Annotated in this window: 16 protein-coding genes; 13 read left to right on the forward strand and 3 right to left on the reverse strand. The window is 70.1% G+C overall.

The features are described 5' to 3' along the window. Positions 1-6: 6 nt before the first annotated feature. Positions 7-576, forward strand: coding sequence for a helix-turn-helix domain-containing protein (locus AB0C27_RS25215; protein ID WP_357848037.1), 570 nt, complete (start codon positions 7-9; stop codon positions 574-576). Positions 577-601: 25 nt separating this feature from the next. On the opposite strand, the gene AB0C27_RS25220 is transcribed toward AB0C27_RS25215, so the two are convergent. Continuing rightward, positions 602-1,411: an RNA methyltransferase gene (locus tag AB0C27_RS25220; protein ID WP_357848039.1), complete on the reverse strand. Its 810-nt coding sequence runs from the start codon at positions 1,409-1,411 to the stop codon at positions 602-604. Continuing rightward, entirely contained in the window at positions 1,404-2,195 is a 792-nt protein-coding gene (locus AB0C27_RS25225; protein ID WP_357848041.1) for a DUF4184 family protein, read from the reverse strand. Before AB0C27_RS25225 ends, AB0C27_RS25220 begins: the two co-directional genes overlap by 8 nt. Before the next feature lie 153 nt (positions 2,196-2,348). Here AB0C27_RS25225 and AB0C27_RS25230 point away from each other — a divergent pair, with 153 nt between their 5' ends. From AB0C27_RS25230 to AB0C27_RS25270, 9 genes are all read left to right on the forward strand, one after another. Continuing rightward, a complete protein-coding gene (locus tag AB0C27_RS25230) occupies positions 2,349-2,987 on the forward strand; it encodes a hypothetical protein (RefSeq protein ID WP_357848043.1) in 639 nt (212 codons plus the stop codon). A 134-nt stretch (positions 2,988-3,121) separates the two neighbouring features. Then, positions 3,122-4,894: a substrate-binding domain-containing protein gene (locus AB0C27_RS25235; protein WP_357848044.1), complete on the forward strand. Its 1,773-nt coding sequence runs from the start codon at positions 3,122-3,124 to the stop codon at positions 4,892-4,894. A 108-nt stretch (positions 4,895-5,002) separates the two neighbouring features. Then, complete coding sequence (locus tag AB0C27_RS25240) at positions 5,003-6,577, forward strand: sigma-70 family RNA polymerase sigma factor (RefSeq protein ID WP_357848046.1); 1,575 nt, start codon at positions 5,003-5,005, stop codon at positions 6,575-6,577. A gap of 292 nt (positions 6,578-6,869) precedes the next feature. Continuing rightward, positions 6,870-7,241, forward strand: a complete 372-nt coding sequence (locus AB0C27_RS25245) for a hypothetical protein (RefSeq protein ID WP_106249078.1) — start codon at positions 6,870-6,872, stop codon at positions 7,239-7,241. Further along, entirely contained in the window at positions 7,238-8,341 is a 1,104-nt protein-coding gene (locus AB0C27_RS25250; protein WP_357848049.1) for a GNAT family N-acetyltransferase, read from the forward strand. Before AB0C27_RS25245 ends, AB0C27_RS25250 begins: the two co-directional genes overlap by 4 nt. Before the next feature lie 173 nt (positions 8,342-8,514). Next, positions 8,515-9,348: a glycosyltransferase family 2 protein gene (locus AB0C27_RS25255; protein WP_357848051.1), complete on the forward strand. Its 834-nt coding sequence runs from the start codon at positions 8,515-8,517 to the stop codon at positions 9,346-9,348. A gap of 14 nt (positions 9,349-9,362) precedes the next feature. Next, the gene (locus AB0C27_RS25260) at positions 9,363-10,304 is read left to right on the forward strand and encodes a glycosyltransferase (RefSeq protein ID WP_357848053.1); all 942 of its coding nucleotides are present in this window, start codon (positions 9,363-9,365) and stop codon (positions 10,302-10,304) included. Then, positions 10,301-11,104 (forward strand): polysaccharide deacetylase family protein, encoded by an 804-nt coding sequence (locus AB0C27_RS25265; RefSeq protein ID WP_357848055.1) that lies wholly within the window; start codon positions 10,301-10,303, stop codon positions 11,102-11,104. The genes AB0C27_RS25260 and AB0C27_RS25265 overlap by 4 nt, the downstream gene beginning before the upstream one ends. Then, positions 11,097-12,413 carry a hypothetical protein gene (locus AB0C27_RS25270; RefSeq protein ID WP_357848057.1) on the forward strand — a complete coding sequence of 439 codons (1,317 nt, stop codon included), beginning with the start codon at positions 11,097-11,099 and terminating at the stop codon, positions 12,411-12,413. The genes AB0C27_RS25265 and AB0C27_RS25270 overlap by 8 nt, the downstream gene beginning before the upstream one ends. Positions 12,414-13,113: 700 nt before the next feature. On the opposite strand, the gene AB0C27_RS25275 is transcribed toward AB0C27_RS25270, so the two are convergent. Continuing rightward, positions 13,114-13,350, reverse strand: a complete 237-nt coding sequence (locus AB0C27_RS25275) for a hypothetical protein (protein WP_357848059.1) — start codon at positions 13,348-13,350, stop codon at positions 13,114-13,116. A 199-nt stretch (positions 13,351-13,549) separates the two neighbouring features. Between AB0C27_RS25275 and AB0C27_RS25280 the strand changes: the two genes are divergently transcribed. The 3 genes from AB0C27_RS25280 to AB0C27_RS25290 are packed head-to-tail and all read left to right on the forward strand — an operon-like array spanning position 13,550 to position 17,869. Continuing rightward, positions 13,550-15,847: a hypothetical protein gene (locus AB0C27_RS25280; RefSeq protein WP_357848061.1), complete on the forward strand. Its 2,298-nt coding sequence runs from the start codon at positions 13,550-13,552 to the stop codon at positions 15,845-15,847. A gap of 42 nt (positions 15,848-15,889) precedes the next feature. Continuing rightward, on the forward strand, positions 15,890-17,170 hold the full coding sequence (locus AB0C27_RS25285; RefSeq protein WP_357848063.1) for a DUF418 domain-containing protein: 1,281 nt from the start codon (positions 15,890-15,892) through the stop codon (positions 17,168-17,170). 33 nt (positions 17,171-17,203) lie between these two features. Beyond that, positions 17,204-17,869, forward strand: coding sequence for a GNAT family protein (locus tag AB0C27_RS25290; protein ID WP_357848065.1), 666 nt, complete (start codon positions 17,204-17,206; stop codon positions 17,867-17,869). Positions 17,870-18,069: the final 200 nt, after the last annotated feature.

Raw genomic sequence — 18,069 nt, forward strand, 5'->3', positions numbered from 1 at the left:
GGGGACATGGCAACCGCACATCATCTGCTCCATCCCGTACGACTGCGCATCATGCAGACCATGCTCGGCGCCGACGAGCTGACCACGGCCCAGCTGCGCGAGCGGCTGCCCGACGTCCCGCCCGCCACCATGTACCGGCACGTCGCCGCCCTCGCCGAGGCCGGTTTCCTGGAGGTGGTGAGCGAGAGGCGCGTCCGCGGCGTGGTCGAACGCGGTTACCGGGTCCGCGGGGACAGGTCGCTCCTGGACGCGGAGGAGCGTTCGAGCATGACGAAGGACGACTACCAGCGCGCCTTCGCCCTGTACAGCGGCGCTCTGATGGCCGACGTCGACCGCTATCTCGCCCGCGACGACGCCGACCCCGCCCGCGAGGGGCTGCTGTGCCGTCAGGCCGCGGTCTGGCTGACCGAGGAGGAGTGCGCCGAGCTGGCCGCGGAGATCGAGGAGGTGGTGACCCGCCGCACGAGCACCGGCCCAGGCGACGGCCGCACCCGCCACCTCGTCAGCCTCACCGTGGTCCCCGACAAGTCCGCGAACGAGCCCGCGGGCGGGTCCCCGGGCGGATCCGGCGACTGACGAGCGCGGCGGCCTCAGGCGGCGGTCAGGTGGACCGCATGAGCCCATGGCAGGCGATGGCCGCCGCCGCGACGACGTTCAGCGAGTCGACCCCCGCCGCCATCGCCTCCGCGCTCATCGGGATGCACACCGCCTCGTCGGCCTCCTGCAGCCAGTGGGAGGACAGGCCGTCGCCCTCGGAGCCCAGCAGCAGCGCCACCCGTTCGGACAACGAGACCGTGTCGAGCGGGGTGGCCGTCTGGTCCGGGGTCAGGGCGAGGGTCTGGAAACCGGCCTTGCGCAGCGTGGACAGCCCTTCGAACCAGTCGTCCATGCGCGCGTACGGGATCGAGAAGACCGCGCCCATCGCGACCTTCACCGCCCTGCGGTAGAGCGGGTCGGCGCAGCGCGGCGACAGGACGATGCCGCCGACCCCGAGCGCGGCGGCGCACCTGAAGATCGCCCCCACGTTGGCGTGGTCGACCAGGTCCTCCAGGACGAGCAGGCGGCGCACACCGCCCTCCAGCAGGGTCTCGACGGCGGGCAGCGGCAGGCGTTCCATCGAGGCCAGGGCGCCGCGGTGGACCGGGAAGCCCGCGATGGCGGACATGGTCGCGTCGTCCGCCACGTAGACCGTCGCGTCGCCGAGCACGTCCTCCAGGGACGCCAGCCAGCGGCGGGTGGCCAGGACGGAGCGGATCGGGTAGCCGGCGCCGATGGCCCGCCTGATCACCTTCTCGCCCTCGGCGAGGAACAGGCCGCGCTCGGCCTCCAGGCTCTTGCGCAGCTCCACGTCCCTCAGCCGGGTGTAGTCGGTGAGGCGCGGGTCGTCGGCGGCGGTGACGTACTCAAGCACCTTCCGATACTGCCATGCGCCGCCTGACCTGCCAGACGAGCGCGTAGCAGACGAGCACCAGGCAGAGGCCGATCACGGTGCCCGCGCCCGTCTTGGTGATCACACTGGCCAGGCCGAACTTCGGGTTGGGTGCGTCCACCAGGGGCCAGAGGAGGGCGCCGGCCACGATGCCGGCGGCGGAGCCGGCGAGGACGGTCAGGCGGGTGCGGGCGGAGACGCGCAGCCGGTCGGGCACGGGCGCCGCGGGCATCCTGGACAGCCCGCGCCAGGCCCACCACACCACCAGGGTCAGGCCGATCGCCGACGAGGTGTACTGCAGGAGGCGGAAGAGCCTGATCACGCCGAAGACGGAGACGGAGAGCCACGCGCCCCACTCCGCCGGGCCCGTGGAGTGGGTGAAGCTGTCCCACAGCACGTGGGTGGCGGCTCCGGCCACGGCTCCCGCGACCATGGGGAGCGGGCGCGGGCGCTCGGGGGTCAGCAGGGCGGCGCGGCCCGCCAGCGCGGGCGGGAGGAGGGAGATCAGGGGGTCGCGCAGGACGAGGTGGAAGAAGGGGAGCAGGATCAGGACCGCGAGCGGGTCGATGGTGACCACGCCGAGCCAGGAGTGCCAGTCGGTGTAGTCGGGCAGGAACGGCAGGAAGATCGGCAGGTCGGGGACCATCGCGCCCATCGCCAGTGCCCAGGGATCGACGATCCGGCGCAGCCGGGACGACGCGATCAGCGGTACGACGGCGGCGATGTGGCTGGGCGTGAACGGCACGAAATCCCCCCGGATCTCCACTCACCTAAGCATTCGGTGATCATTCGGCGATCAAAGGCTCATTATGCGGCCGAAGCTTGACCTTCCTTTGCCACCGCCGTGCGAGGTCACGGAGTGCGATGGGTACGGTACAGATCGCTGTCGACGGCCGGATAGCCGGGAGTTCGGGGGTTCATGGTGCCTGATCAGCGAATTCATGAGCATCCGGCCGCGTCAGCCGAGTGGCTGCGGGCCGCGCGGACCGCTCGTTCGCTCTCGGTGGCCACGCTGGTCTGGCTCGGCGTGGAGAGCACGCTCGGCCTGGCGGCGGGGCTGGCCGCGCATTCTGTCGCGCTCATCGGCTGGGGCCTGACCGCGCTGGTCGAGGCGGTGGCCAGCCTGATCGTGGTGTGGCGGTTCACCGGCGCCCGTACGTTGTCGTCCAGCGCCGAGAGCACCGCGCGGCGGCTGGTGGCGCTGAGCTTCTGGCTGCTGGCCCCCTACCTGATCCTCCACGTCGCGCACGACCTGGACGCGGGCCACCGGGCGGTGCCGAGCGCGCTGGGGATCGTGGTGACGTCGCTCAGCCTGGCCGGCATGCCGGCGCTGGGTCTGGCCAAGCGGCGGCTCGGCCGGCGGCTGGCCTCCGCGGCCACCGCGGGCGAGGGCACGCAGAACCTCATCTGCGCGGCCATGGCGGCGGGCGTGCTCGCGGGTCTGTGGCTCAACACGATGGGCCTGTGGTGGGTGGATCCGGTGGTGGCGGTGGTGCTGGCGGTGGTCGCCGTACGAGAGGGAAAGCGCGCCTGGGGTGGTCACACTTGTTGCCATTGACCGCCACGCTCGGTAATCGCCGCACCAAAAGGGCTGTTTTGCCACACAGACCGCACCGAGTATCGTTCCCGGAGTATTGCGGAGCAACTCCCGCTAGGGTCTCCGGAAGGTCTCAAGCAACCTAAGAGGACATCGTGGGGCGACACCGCACAGACGAGCTCGACGACGGCTACCGGGCCAGCGAACCCCCTCCCCGCAGGCGGTCCAAGAACAGCCGCGGCAGAGTGCTCGTACCGCTGGCCGGAGCGGTCGCCATGGCCGTGCTCCTCGGTGTCGCGGCCTTCGTCATCTTCAACCGGGACCACGACTGCTCGGCCGGCAAGCTGCCGCTGCGCGTGGTGGCCACCCCGGACATCCAGCCCGCCCTGAACAAGATCGCCGGCACCTACAACAAGGCCATGCACTCGATCGACAGCAAGTGCGTCGAGGTGTCGGTGGCCAAGGAGGCGGCGGCCAGGACCGCGAACGCGCTGGCGGCGGGCAAGGCCAAGGCCGACTTCTGGGTGGCCGACTCCAGCCTGCTCATGGAGAGCATGCGCGCGATCTCGGGCAAGGACACGCTGCCGCAGGTGGAGGGCTCGATCGCGAGCTCCCCCGTGGTGCTGGCGGCGGCGAAGGCGTCGGCCCAGAAGCTGTCGGGGGCGCTGCAGCCGAGCTGGACCGCCATGGTCTCGGCGGCGAACGTGGCCAACGTGGACGGCCCCGGCAGGAAGGTGCGGGTGCTCGCGCTCGACCCGCAGAAGAACTCCGCCGGCCTGGCGGCGCTGCTGGCCGCGGCCGGCACGGCCAAGGAGGCCGGCCAGGACAAGGCGCTGGTGGGCGCGCTCAAGGAGCTGTCGGGCCAGCTCGCGCCCGACTCGACGGCGCTGCTGGCCAGCCTCACGGTCAAGTCCGGCAGCAGGGTGCCGGTGGGCGTCACCACCGAGCAGGCCATCCACGCGCACAACGTCAAGAAGCCCGAGGCCCCGGTGGTCGCCCTCTATCCCAAGGAGGGCACGCTCAGCCTCGACTACCCCGTCACGATCCTGACCAAGGACACGGGCGTGCTGAAGGCCGCGACGGACTTCAAGCAGGAGCTCTCCTCGGAGTCGGCCAAGAAGGTCCTGCGCGCGGCCGGGTTCCGCAGCGCGGACGGCAAGGCCGGCGACGCGCTGTCGGAGGACAAGGGCTTCACCCCCGAGGCCCCGGTGGCGCTGGACCCGCCGGACGGCGCGACCGTGGGGCGGATGGTCCAGACCTGGTCCAGGCTGAACCTCGGCACCCGCCTGCTGACCCTGCTCGACGTCTCCGGGACGATGGCGCTGCCCGTGCCCGGCACGGGCATGACGCGCATGCAGGCGATCAACAAGATCGCCGCTGAGGGCCTCGGGCTCTTCCCCGCCGGATCCGAGATCGGTCTGTGGACGTTCTCCACACACCTGGACGGAAAGGGCAAGGACTGGAAGGAGAACGTCCCTGTCGGGCCGCTCAGCGAGTCGATCAACGGGGTGCTGCGCAAGGACGTGATGGGCAGGACGCTCGCCCAGATGCGGGCCAAGGCCACGGGCGACACCGGGCTGAACGACACGGTCAAGGCCGCCTACGGGCAGCTGACGAAGACGTACCAGCAGGACAAGGTCAACACGCTGCTGATCCTCACCGACGGCGCGGGCAACGACGACCCCGACGGCGGCGTGAAGAACGCCGAGATCATCCAGTACCTGAACAAGACCTACAACCCGAAGCGGCCGATCTCCATCCTGCTCATCGCGTTCGGGCCGGACGCCAAGAAGGGCAAGAAGCAGATGGAGACCCTGGCCAAGGCCACGGGCGGCGAGGCGTACATCGCCGAGGACATCCTCCAGGTGCGCGACTTCTTCCTCCAGGGCATGGAGCGCCGCCTCTGCACGCCGAACTGCGACGGGTGATCCGCCCCCTTCATGCCCATTGGGCATGAAGGGCGAACCGGCCTGTTGACGGCCGCGTCCTCTCCGCGTGGGGCCGAAGCGCCTGTGCTACCCGCGGGGAGGGAATCCGTGCCTGGATGGCCGACCATCGATCGTGCCGCCGATCAGCAGCTCGTCGAAGCTCTGAGCCGGGGTGAGAGCGATGCTCCCGCCAAGCTGTACGACTCCTACGCCGAGCGGCTGCACGACTACGCCTTCTTCCTCTCCCGGGCCGACGACCTGGCCGCCGACGCCGTGCACGACGCGCTGGTCACCGCGCAGCAGTGCGTGGGCCGGCTCAAGGACCCGGCCAGACTGCGGCCCTGGCTGTACGCGCTGACCAGGTTCCAGGTACGCGCCAGGCTGGCCCGCCGCAGCGGCACCCCGGCGGGCGGCCTGCCACTGCCCGAACCGGACGAGCACGAGGACCCCGAGCTGGCCGACCTGGTCCACGAGACGCTGGGCGAGCTGAGCGGCGGCGAGCGCGAGGTGCTCGAACTCTCGCTGCGCCACGACCTGACCCCGTCGGAGGTCGCCGCGGTGCTCGGCCTGACCTCCCGGCAGGCGGCGGCCAGGCTCGGCCGGGCCCGCGACCAGTTGGAGATCGCCGCCGCGGCCGTGGTGCTGGCCAGGGTCGGCCGGGCGCACTGCCCCGACCTGTCGGCGATGGTGGACTCCTGGGAGGGCCCGCTCACCCCGCTGCTGCGCCGGCGGCTGTCGGGGCACATCGGCGGGTGCGAGGTGTGCACCGAGCGGCGCCACCGGCAGGTCTCCGCCGCGCGGCTGCTGGAGATGGTGCCGGTGGCCTACCCGAGGATCTCGCTGCGCCGCCGGGTGATCGACACGTGCGTCAAGCCCGAGCTGGACCAGACGCGCGTGCTGATCACCGACCTGGGCGACAACTTCGACCGGACCGGGTTCCCCGTGCCGGCCGACCGGCGCACGCGCCGCCGCCGGCCGCGCCGCATGGGGCCGCTCGTGCTGGCCGGCGTCTGCCTGCTGGCCGCCACGGGAGCCGTGGTGGTGATCAACGGCGGTGAGTCCTCCGACACGACCACGCTGCGTCCGCTCCCCTCCCCCACGCTCCCCGCCGAGGAGAGCCCGGCGCCGTCGTTCGAGGAGGAAGAGGAGCCGGATCCGACGCCGACCCCAACACCGACGCCGACGCCGAGCCGGACCCGCACGCCGGACGCGCCGCCGGCCGCCACCCGGCCGAGCACCAGACCGGCCACGGGACGCTCGGCTCGCCCCGCTCCCACCCGGCGCAGGGCGGCGCCCGCCGCCAGGCTGGGCGCCTCGTGCCCGGACGGGATCGACGGCGCGGCCAAGATCGGGCTGAGCGCCCGCAACGCCGCCGTCTCCTGGGTGGCCACGGCCTCGCAGGGGCTGGACGTGTTCCCGGCCAGCGGGTCGATCAGGCGGGGCGCCTCGGTGACGCTCATGGTCACGGTCGTCGACCCGAGCGGCTCTGGCAGCGGCCGCGTCGCCTTCACCTCGAACGGCGGCACCGCCACCTGCTCGCTCTCCTGGCGCGGGCAAGACGCCCCGAGCGCCTCCGACCCGCCCGGTGACGAGCCGTCGGTCACCGGGGAGCCGACCTCGGGCCCCGATTCACCCGACCAGGAGCTGCGGACGTCCTCGACGAGCGAACCGCTGCACGACTGATGTGCAAAACGGGTGGAAACTCACAGTAGATCCACAGGATTGATCGACAAATAGGCATATATCGGGCCCTGAGTCGAAGATCCTAGGCCACATAGGGCATCCTGGTGTGCTTGGGGACGGCGTCGGGGCAGACGATCTCTTGACCGTGTGTTTAACGTCACACGAAGAAGTCTCCGCCTGCGGTAAACCGGAGTGCGTCGCCAAGCGTCGGCATTGACGTGTCCACGCGCGGATTGGTCCCATGAACTGCGATCAAACGCGCTCGACCAGTAGGAGCGGGAGATAAACAGGAATGCTCAAGCAGCATCGCAGAGCGCTGGCCTGGCTGGTGGCGCTCGCCTGCATAGCGGGGGCGGTCATCGCGCTGTTCGACATCGAGACGCCGCTGCGCCCGTTCCTGATCTCCCTGTTCCTTCTGGTGGTTCCTGGGGCGGCAGTGGTGGGACTGTTGCGTGATCGTGATCCCCTTGCCGCACTATCAGTAGGAGCCGCCGCGAGCCTCGTACTGAACGTGCTCCTAGCCGAGGCCATGCTGCTCTTCAACGCGTGGTCACCCCGAGCCGGCGTCGCGACGGTCGCCGTGCTCGGAGGGTTCATGTACGTGCTTCGCGTGTTGTACCGGGGGAAGAACATGCAGACCGAACAGGGGGCCAGGGCAAGGTGAACATCCAGGTAGTTCGGCCGGGAGAGCTCGGAGACTCCGAGCGGGCCCGATGGCGTGAGCTGCAGAAGGCCGACCCGAGTCTGGACAACCCGTTCCTGTCGGTCGAGTTCGCCGTGGCGATGGACCGCTTGCGCGACTACGTGAGGGTGGCGGTCATCTCCGATGGCGGCGGCATCAAGGGATTCTTCCCGTACGAGCGGCACAGCTTCGGCATCGGCAAGCCGCTCGGCGGCTTCCTGACCACGTGCCACGGGTTGATCGCGGAAAAGGACCTGCGGCTCGACGCCAAGGCCCTGCTGCGTGCCTGCAAGCTCAGCGTCTTCGACTTCGACCACCTGGTCGCGGGGCAGCCGACGTTCGCCCCTTACGAGACCGATGTGCGGCCCGCGCCGGTGATGGACTTCACGGCCGGCTTCGACGCCTGGCTCGAACAGGTCAAGACCAACTCGCCGAAGAACCTCAAGACCGTCCGCTACAAGGAGCGGAAGTTCGGCAGGGAGCAGGGCGGGCTGCGCTTCGAGTGGTCCTCGGCCGATCCCGAGGTGCTGCGGACCCTGCTCAACTGGAAGTCCGACCAGTACCGCAGGACCGGACGGGTCGACAGGTTCGCCCAGCCGTGGATCGTCGAGCTGACCGACATGATGCATGCCGAGAACTCATCGGACTTCGCGGGCGTCCTGACCATGCTGTATGCCGGGGACGTCCCGGTGGCCGGGCATTTCGGCCTCCGTACGGCGACCACGCTTGTAGGGTGGTTCCCCGCCTACGACACCGAGTTCGGCCGCTATTCGCCGGGCATCGTCCACCATCTCCAGATGGCCGAGGCCGCCGCGAACGCCGGTCTGCACATGGTCGACATGGGCAAGGGCGGCAAGGAGTACAAGGACTGGCTCAAGAGCGGCGTCCTGTATGTCGCCGAGGGCCGCATCTCAAGACCGTCCCCGGCGGCAACGGTTCACTGGATGGGCCGAACTCCTTTCAACAAAGCCCGAACAATTGTCATGGATCGGCCGTCTCTCTATAGGGCAGCCGACCGTGTACTCAAGGGTTTCGGTCGGGTGCGCAGTTCCATGCAGCAACAGGAGTCACCCAACACGTAACCCAGCAGCAAACGGAGCGCCCGCGTTCCGCCCCAGAAAGACCCCCGGCACAGCACACCCTCACACGCACAGGACCCTCCGATGCACCGTTCGCCGGCTTCGCCATTCCCGCAGCACCCGGGGATGACACCGTCCGGTTCGCACCGTAGGGCCCCGGAAGGATTTCCCTCGCCATGAGTCCCGAGATCACCAAGCACAACGGCAAGGTTCACTCCTCGCCCCTCCGCTCGATGCCGCCGCCTTCGAGCTTCACCCCCGTGACGCCGCACCTGGCCATCTCACCGACGGTCAGCGTGGTCGTCCCGGCCATGAACGAGGCCGAGAACCTGCCCCACGTGTTCGCCACCATCCCGCAGTGGGTGGACGAGATCGTGCTCGTCGACGGCAACTCCGTGGACGACACGGTGGCCGTGGCCAAGCGGCTGCGGCCCAACGTGAAAGTCGTGACGCAGACCGGCAAGGGCAAGGGCGACGCCCTGTCCGCCGGCTTCGCCGCGTGCACCAGCGACATCATCGTGATGATCGACGCCGACGGCTCGACCGACGGCCGCGAGATCATCAACTTCGTCGGGGCACTCGTGACCGGCGCCGACTTCGTCAAGGGCTCGCGCTACGCCGCCGGAGGCGGCAGCGACGACCTGACGATCAACCGGCGGCTCGGCAACAAGGTGCTCACCGGCATCGTCAACGTGATGTACCGCACCCAGTACACCGACCTGTGCTACGGCTACAACGCCTTCTGGGCCCGCCACCTCGACACGCTCGACCTCGACTGCGACGGCTTCGAGGTGGAGACGCTGATGAACGTGCGGGCGGCCAAGGCCGGGTTGAAGGTGCACGAGGTGCCGAGTCACGAGCGCAACCGCATCCACGGCGAGAGCAACCTTCACGTCGTACGAGATGGCTTCCGCGTGCTCAAGACCATCCTGAAGGAGTGGCGTCGCCAGCCCGCTCCCCCTCAGCCTGAGCCCACCGCCACTCCCGCCGCTGACCGAGGCGTCGCATAAAAAAGAGGACCGTTGTGAACACGTCTGTTGTCATCTGCGTCTACACCGACGAGCGGTGGGAGGACATCAGGCAGGCAGTCGAGTCGGTCGAGAACCAGACACGCCCGGCACACGAGCTGATCCTGGTGGTCGACCACAACCCGGACCTGCACCTCAAGCTCAAGCTTGAGTACCCGCAGGCCATCGTGGTGGAGAACACGCACGAGCAGGGGTTGTCAGGAGGCAAGAACACCGGTGTGGCCACGGCCAACGGTGAGATCGTGGCCTTCCTCGACGACGACGCGGTCGCCGACGCCGGGTGGCTGGAGGCTTTGGAGGAGGGCTTCCAGGAACCCGGCGTGGTGGGCGTCGGCGGCCGGACCGACCCCTTGTGGGCGTCGGGCCGGCGGCCGCGGTGGTTCCCGTACGAGTTCGACTGGACGGTCGGCTGCACCTACCGCGGCATGCCCGCGGTCAGGGCGCCGATCCGCAACGTCATGGGCGGCAACGCCGCCTTCCTGCGTGACGCCGTGTCCGAGGTGGGCGGGTTCCACAGCGGCATCGGGCGCAGCGTGCAGGGCCGCAAGTCGCGCCCGCTGGGCTGCGAGGAGACCGAGTTCTGCATCAGGCTGAGCCAGCGCAGACCGGGCTCGGTGATGCTGTTCGAGCCGCGCGCCGTGATCGGGCACAAGGTGTCCACGGCGCGCGAGCGGTTCGCGTACTTCAGGTCCAGGTGCTACGCGGAGGGGCTGTCGAAGGCGCTGGTGACGCGCGAGGTCGGCACCCAGGACGGGCTGTCCAGCGAGCGGGCGCACGCGCTGAAGACGCTGCCGCTCGGCGCGCTGCGCGGGGTCGGCGAGGCGCTGCGCGGCGACGTGGGCGGGCTCGGCCGGGCCGCCGCGATCGTGATCGGGCTGGCCTGGACGACCTGGGGTTACGTCGTCGGTTCCGTACGGCTGAAGGCGGCACGATCATGATCCGCGTACCGATCCTGATGTACCACTCGGTCACCGACGCGCCCAACGACGAGACCAGGCCGCACGCGGTGCGGCCGGGCGACCTGGCCGAGCAGCTCGCCTACCTGTCCGAGAGCGGCTTCACGCCGCTCACGCTGGGCGACCTGGTGGCCTCGCTGAACAAGAACAACGGCCGCTCGGTGCCGGACAAGCCGATCGTGGTGACGTTCGACGACGGCTACGCCGACTTCCACAGCCACGCGCTGCCCCTGCTCGAACGCTACAACTTCCCCGCCACGGTCTTCCTGACCAGCGGCTGGGTGTCCGACGCGGGCAAGGACGCCGCTGGCAGGGCCCTCGACGACATGTTGTCCTGGGGCCAGGCCCGCGAGGCCGCCCAGACCGGCATCGAGATCGGCGGCCACAGCCACAGCCACCCGCAGCTCGACCAGCTCCGCATGGAGGACCTGCGGCAGGAGTTGCGCAAGAACAAGGGCCTGCTGGAGGAGAAGATCGGCGCGCCGGTCGCCACCATGGCCTACCCCTACGGATATTCGAGCGCCCGCGTCCGCCGCGAGGTGCGCAAGGCCGGCTACTTCGCCGCCTGCGCCGTGAGCAACACGATCGCCGCCGACCGGCACGACATGCTCGCCATCCCCCGGTTGACGGTCGGCAAGGGCACGACCATCAACATGTTCAAGCGCGCCGTGGAAGGCAACGCCGTACCCCTCATCTACCTGCGCGAGCGCATCCTCACCAAGGGGTACGCGGTCGTGCGCAGGACGAGGTACGGGCTGCAGCGGGTGCGCGGAAATGTCTAGCGTCTGGGCGAAGGTCCGCACCGACCTGCGTAACCCGCTGTTCCGGCAGGGCTACGCGCTCATGGCCAACACCGTCGTCACGGGCGTGCTGGGCATGGGCTACTGGCTGCTGGCCGCCCACTTCTACACGCCCGAGGAGTTCGGCCGCGGTCAGGCGGTCATCACGGCGATGCGGCTGTTCGCGTCACTGACCGCACTGGGGTTCGTGGGCGCGCTGGCCCGTTTTCTGCCGGTGGCGGGCCGCCGCACGCCCGAGCTCATCCTGCGCGGGTACGGCCTGGCCGCCGCCACGGGCGGGGTCGCCGCGCTCGGCTTCCTGCTGACGCTGCCGCTGTGGGGGCAGACGTACCAGGTGCTCGGCGGGTTCGGGCCCGGGCTGTTCTTCCTGGCCTCCGTCGTGGTGTGGGCCGTGTTCACGCTGCAGGACGTGGTGCTGACCGGGCTGCGCCGGGCCACGTTCGTGCCCATGAACAACCTGATCTTCGGCCTGGTCAAGATGGGGCTGCTGGTCGCCCTGGCGGGGGCTCTGCCGTCGGGCGGCGTCTTCGTCTCGTGGGTGATCCCGACCGCGCTCGCGCTGATCCCGGTCAACTGGCTGATCTTCGGCGTCGTGGTGCCCCGGCATCTCAAGCAGGCCGCCCCCGTCCACGAACCGCCCCGGCTGCGGGAGGTCGGCCGGTTCCTGGCGGGCGACTTCCCCGGCACCCTGTCGATCCTGGCGATCGTCTACCTGGTGCCCGTCGTCGTCGCCACGCAGGTGGGCGAGGCCACGTTCGGGCGCTTCTCGATGGCGCACACGCTGGCCAGCATGATCGAGCTGCTGGCCATGAACATGGCGGTGTCGCTGACCGTCGAGGGCTCTTTGGATCGCGCCAAACTGGCCGAGAACTGCCAGCGGGCGCTGCGGCGGGCCTTCATGATCGTCACGCCGATCATCACGGTGGCGATCCTCGGGGCGCCGCTGATCCTGCGCATCTTCGGCTCGGAGTTCGCCGAGGAGGGCACGACGCTGCTGCGGCTGATGGCGCTGGCCGTGCTGCCTCGGGTGCTGATCGAGGTCTATCTGAGTGCGCTGCGGGCGCAGAGCAAGGCGCGCACGCTCGCCGCCGTCCAGATCGGGCTGGCGGTGGCGGTGCTGGTGTCCACCCTGGCGCTGTTCCCGTACTTCGGGGTGAACGCGGTGGGGTACGGATTGCTCCTCAGCGAGGTACTCGTCGCACTTTTGATCTTCGGAAATCTTCGCAAAATTCTCAAGTACGGCGAAAGCGGTAGGCCGACTGTCACCCAGGGGTCGTCCGGGGCCGCATGATGGTCAACGTGAGGCAACGGGACGGCGATGGCATGGCAACCGGGGGCACCGGCTCTCCGGACGTGCGCGGGGACGACGTACGTGAGGACGTGCGCGCGGACAAGGAGGAGTCAGACGTGCCCTTCGATCCGGAAGCTACGGGAGTCATCCCGAAGCTGACGTTCGACCCTCCGCCCGCGGGCGAGGGTTCCGGCGCGGCTGACGACTCCCCCAAGAGCACCGCTGCCTCCTCCGAGAGCACCGCCGGTTCTTCCGGCGACACCGACTCCTCCACGAACCCTGCCAACGCGCCCAAGACCGCCACCGGCTCTTCGGGGAGCGCCACCGGTTCTCCGGGAGACTCCGCCGGCCCTTCGGGGAACTCGGCCGGCTCTTCTGGGCACTCGGCCAGCTCGTCGGGGGGCTCCGGCGGTCCTTCCGGCGGGCCCGCCGACGACGGTTCCGAGGCGAGCGCCGACCAGACCACGGCGATCCGGCTGCCTTCGCCGCTGCACATCGGCCAACCGCCCACGGGGCGGGCCGGCGACGACGGGGCGGTTCCCACCCGGCCCGGGCTGCGCTCGCAGCCGCCCAGCGGGCCTCAGACGGCCGGTGGGAAGCAAGGGGCCCTTGGGGCTCAGGCGACCACTGCGACGAAGCCAGGCGCGCCTTCAAAGCCGTCCAGCACCCCTCAGCCAAGCGGCCCCCAGCCCTCTGGCCCTCAGCCGTCCGGCGACGCTGAGCCGACCGGCGGTTCCCGTCCCGCCACCGGCCCGAAGCCGGAAAGCCCGCGCCCGCCCGGCGGCACCGGCACCAAGCCCGGAACGCCCGCCAAGGGCACGACTCCGGCACAGGCACGGCCGAGCACGGCGAGCCCCGTAGCCGGCACCCAGCCGATGAAGGTCCAGCCCACCGGCACGTCCGCCACCGGCACTCCGGCTTCTGGCACACCGTCCACCGATGCTCCCGGCACCCCAGTCGCCGGTGACCCGGGCAAGGCGGGGGCTGCCGGGGCGGCGCCCGCTCAGGCCGGGCCTGGTGCCGGAGGTGCGGTCGCGGGGGTTCATCCGTCCGGTGGGCCCGCGACCGGAGCAGCCCTCGGTGGTGCGGCACCCGGCAGCGCAGGAGCCGGGGCGGCGCACAGTCTCAAGGATCTGGTGCGGCCGGCCACCGCGCCGCCGCCCGGCGGGGGTGCGCCCGCGCAGAGTCCGCAGGGGGCGCCGGTTCAGGCCGGACCTCCGCCGCAGGGCGAAGCGCAGGGGCGGCCGCAGGGCAAGACGCAGCAGGCCCCCGCGAAGCCCGGGACGCTGCGGGCGAGGGCCGGGGCGCTGATCGCGAGTGCGCCCAAGTGGCTGCCCGTGCTGCTGACCCTTGAGGGCCTGGTCATGTACATCCTCGCGCTCAAGGTGCCCCCGGGCCCCCTGCGCGGGGTCAACCCGGCCGACATCGACGGACTGGGCCTGATCTCGGCGCTGCCGACCTCGGCGTTCATCGCCATCCTGATCATGCTCGTGTCGTTCTTCGTCACGGTCTCCCAGAGCACGGACCGTAAGTTCCTGCTGCTGTTCCAGATCGCCGCCATCACGTTCGCGCTGCACGGCGCGGGCGCCCTGGTGGCGGAGGAGCCGCGCTTCCCGACGGCCTACATCCACGCCGGTTTCGTGGAGTTCATCGGCAGGACCGGCGAGACGGCGATCAACATCGACGCCCGCATGGGCTGGCCGGGCTTCTTCGCGTTGTTCGCGTTCGTGACGAAGGCCGCCGGCATCAGCGACATGACGACGATCCTGCAGTGGACGCCGCTCCTGTCCAACCTGCTCTACCTGCTCCCGTTCGTGCTGATCCTGCGTCAGGTGGTGGCCACCACGCGGGCCAGGTGGTTCGCGGCGCTGCTGTTCGTGCTGGTGCAGTGGATCGGTCAGGACTACTTCTCGCCACAAGGCTTCACCTTCGCCCTCTATCTGGCGTTCGTGGCGATCCTGTTGCGCTGGTTCGGCCGGGTGGAGACGCGGACCAAGCCGGTCCCGCCGAAGGGCCTGCGCAAGTTGCTCGGCAAGCTGGACGCGATGACGCCGGGCGAGCTGGCCAACACGGGCACGTTCAGGGCCGACAAGCTGCTCATGCTGATGATGCTGATCGCGCTGTTCGTGGCGTCGGTGGCCTCGCACCAGATCACGCCGTTCATGATGCTCGGCGTGGTGACGGCGTTCCTGATCTTCAAGCGGACCACGCTGACGTGGGCGCTGCCGTTCTTCCTCGGGCTGATCGTGCTGGCCTGGATCAGCTACATGACGGTGGGCTTCTGGGCCAGCCAGATCGACACGATCTTCGGCGGCCTGGGCAACATCCTGGCCAACCTGCAGAGCAACACCGGCGACCGGATCGAGGGCAGCGACCCCGCGCACGCGCTGGTGCTGCAGGCCCGGCTGGGCATCCTCGCGGCGATCCTGGCCTGCGCGGCGGCCGGGCTGTTCCGGCGGCTGCGGCGCGGGGTGTTCGACCGGTCGGCGCTGATCCTGCTGTGCGTACCGGTGCTGGCGCTCGGCCTGCAGAGCTACGGCGGCGAGATCGGGCTGCGCATCTACATGTTCGCGCTGCCGGGCGCGTGCCTGCTGGCCGCGTACGCGTTCTTCCCGAACCTGCCGGCCGACAGCGCGGACGTGCGCGAGGAGACCGTGCCGCTGCGCAAGCGGAACGTGCGCTTCAACCCCGAGCTGACCAAGAAGATCTCGCTGGTGCTGGCCGCCTGCTTCGCGATCATGTTCGCGATGGCGTTCTTCCTGGCGCGGTACGGCAACGAGAAGTTCGAGCGGGTCACCACCGGCGAGGTGGCCGCGCTGCACTACGTCTACGACCACGACAAGCCCAGCGCGAAGGTGCTCTACCTGGTGCCGAAGGAGGGCCCGGAGGTCACGCCGACGCTGCCGTGGGGCGAGCGGGACGTGGAGCGGGTCAACTTCGCCGAACAGGCGCTGGTGTTCAAGGACCCGTCGCGGATCGACAACGCCGTGGAGAAGCTCAAGACGCAGCCGCGTAACTCCTACCTGATGGTGAGCCGCGGCCAGGTGAGCTATCTGCAGCTCAACGAGGGTTTCCCGGAGGACTGGGGCGAGCGCTTCCGTGCGGCGCTGGACAAGTCGCCGGACCTGAAGAAGGTGCTCTCGAACGAGGACGCGGCGCTCTACACCTGGAAGAAGTTCGTCAGGGGCACCGAGATCCCCGAGCCGAACCCCTACAAGGGGCGCGGCGACCCCACGACGCCGTGGACGCCGGTCGGCATCGCCGCACTCGCCGTGACCTGGCTCACTCTCTTCAGCTACGAGATCATCCGGCTGAACGGCCCGACCCGGGCGCCGAGGGCGCGCAAACGCCTGCTGTTCCTGGCGGTGCCGGCTTTCGCGATCGCCCTCGCGGTGATCGTCGAGCGGTTCATCTACATCGCGCAAAATAACTGAATTCACAGGAAACACTCAGGTTGTGCGGGATGATGTCCCTCGATGAGGACACAGGGGACATCTCCCGCCAGGCCGGACGCACCACTCGCGGCAGCGAGGATCGCCTCCGTCGACGCCTTACGGGGTTTCGCGCTGTTCGGCATCCTCGTCGTGAACATCGCCTTCCTGGCCTCCGGCTACCGGATGGCCGGGCTGGCGGAGCCCGCGTTCGACTCGTCCCTCGACTGGGGCGTGCGGTGGGTCGTGACGCTGCTCTTCGAGAACAAGTTCTATCTGCTGTTCTCTTTCCTGTTCGGTTACAGCTTCACGCTGCAGGTCGACTCGGCCGCGCGCCGGGGCCTGCCGTTCACGCCGATGTTCCTGCGCCGGCTGGCGGGGCTCGGGCTGCTCGGGCTGGCGCACGCCGTGCTGCTGTTCCCCGGGGACATCCTGACCACGTACGCGGCCGTGGGGCTGGCCCTGCTCCTGTTCCGCGCGGTCAGGCCCAGGACGGCGGTGCTGCTCGCGGTGGCGCTGACGGTGCTGCTGGCGCTCGGCTTCGCGCTGCTGGCGGTGCTGGCCACGAGCGGGATGGACATGTCGGGCCGGGTCGCGGACGGGTCCGCGCAGGCCGCCGCGTCCGACTCGGCCCTGGGCGGGGCGTTCTGGGACATCGTCTCCGAGCACCTCAGGAAGCTGTCGCTGATCATCGTGGCCCGCGTGTTCTTCCAGGGACCGGCGGTGCTGGCCGCGTGCCTGATCGGGCTGGCGGTGGGCAAGCTGGGCGCGCTGCGCGACGTGCGGGCCTACACGGGGACGCTGCGCCGGCTGCAGTGGACGGGGTTCACGGTCGGGCTGGCCGGCGCGCTCTACTACACGCTGTCGGCCTGGAACGGCGCGGCGCACAAGTTCTGGGGCGAGGCGGTGGACCTGGTCACTGCTCCGCTGCTGGCGGCGGCGTACGCGGCGACGTTCCTGCGGCTGCTGCCGTACCTGCCGCGGCTCGGGCGGGCGCTGGCGGCGCCGGGCCGGATGGCGCTGTCCAACTACCTGGCGCAGTCGCTGATCTGCTCGCTCATCTTCACCGGGTACGGGCTGGCGCTGATCGAGCGGGTCAGCCCGCCGGTGGAGGTGCTGATCGCGCTCGGGATCTTCGCCCTCCAGGTCGGCTACAGCCGGTGGTGGCTCAAGGGGCATCGCTACGGGCCGGTGGAGTGGTGGCTGCGTTACCTGACGTACTGGCGCAGACCCGCCGATCGTACGGGCGGAAGCAGCGGCACGGGAGGCGGCGAGACGGGCGGCGCCAGGCGCGGGCGGCACGGGGCGCCGACGAAAATGGCATGACCGCGGCGGCGTGAGCTGGAACAATGGCGCGGCATGCGCCACCTACCCCTCTTCGGCCTGCGCCTGACCACACCCCGCCTGGAGCTGCGGCTGCCCACCCTCGATGACCTCGACGAGCTGGCCGATCGCGCCCTGGAGGGCATCCACGACCCTGAGCGGATGCCGTTCTTCGTCCCGTGGACGGAGGCGCCCGCCGACGAGCTGCCGGCCAATCTGATCCGTTACCACCTCGGCGTCATGTCCCGGTGGCAGCCGGACGACTGGTACTGCAACTTCGCTGTCGTGCACGAGGGACGGGTGATCGGGGTCCAGGACCTCTCGGCGCGCGGGTTCGCGGTCACCCGCCACGTGAGCACGGGCTCCTGGCTGGGCCAGGCCTACCAGGGCAAGGGGCTCGGCACGGAGATGCGCGCCGCCGTCCTGCACCTGGCCTTCGCAGGGCTGGGCGCGCTGACGGCGGGCAGCGGCGCGTTCGTCGACAACCCGGCCTCGCTGGGCGTCTCACGCAAGCTGGGCTACCGGCCCGACGGGGTGTCGGTGCACGAGGTCCGCGGGCGGCGGGCCGTCGAGCAGCGGCTCCGGCTCGAACGGGACGAGTTCACCAGCCCGGTGCCGGTGGACGTCAAGGGCCTTGAGCCCTGCCTGCCCCACTTCGGCCTGAGCCCGGCGAGCGACGCCGACCGGCCCGAGCCGAGCTGACCGGACGACGCTGACCGGACGACGCCGATCGAGCCCGGGGTTGAGGAACGGGCGGACAGCCGTTGGCGGTGAAAAGGATCTTGATTGCGGTGAGGTGAGGCTGCTCTTGGCAGCTCATCATGGGCAAGACGCTGCCCCTTTTCTCGTACTTGGTCTGGCCCCCCAGTAGGGCGGGTTGTGCGGGTGGTGGTCGCCGATGC

This window comes from Nonomuraea sp. NPDC048882, from assembly GCF_040649755.1.
Classification (GTDB): domain Bacteria; phylum Actinomycetota; class Actinomycetes; order Streptosporangiales; family Streptosporangiaceae; genus Nonomuraea; species Nonomuraea maheshkhaliensis.

Excerpts from the sequence above, each read along its gene's own strand:
- AB0C27_RS25245 (WP_106249078.1), top strand. The coding sequence starts at position 6,870 with ATGCTCAAGCAGCATCGCAGAGCGCTGGCCTGGCTGGTGGCGCTCGCC.
- AB0C27_RS25230 (WP_357848043.1), top strand. The coding sequence starts at position 2,349 with ATGGTGCCTGATCAGCGAATTCATGAGCATCCGGCCGCGTCAGCCGAG.
- AB0C27_RS25285 (WP_357848063.1), top strand. The coding sequence starts at position 15,890 with ATGAGGACACAGGGGACATCTCCCGCCAGGCCGGACGCACCACTCGCG.
- AB0C27_RS25270 (WP_357848057.1), top strand. The coding sequence starts at position 11,097 with ATGTCTAGCGTCTGGGCGAAGGTCCGCACCGACCTGCGTAACCCGCTG.
- AB0C27_RS25290 (WP_357848065.1), top strand. The coding sequence starts at position 17,204 with ATGCGCCACCTACCCCTCTTCGGCCTGCGCCTGACCACACCCCGCCTG.
- AB0C27_RS25265 (WP_357848055.1), top strand. The coding sequence starts at position 10,301 with ATGATCCGCGTACCGATCCTGATGTACCACTCGGTCACCGACGCGCCC.
- AB0C27_RS25255 (WP_357848051.1), top strand. The coding sequence starts at position 8,515 with ATGAGTCCCGAGATCACCAAGCACAACGGCAAGGTTCACTCCTCGCCC.
- AB0C27_RS25215 (WP_357848037.1), top strand. The coding sequence starts at position 7 with ATGGCAACCGCACATCATCTGCTCCATCCCGTACGACTGCGCATCATG.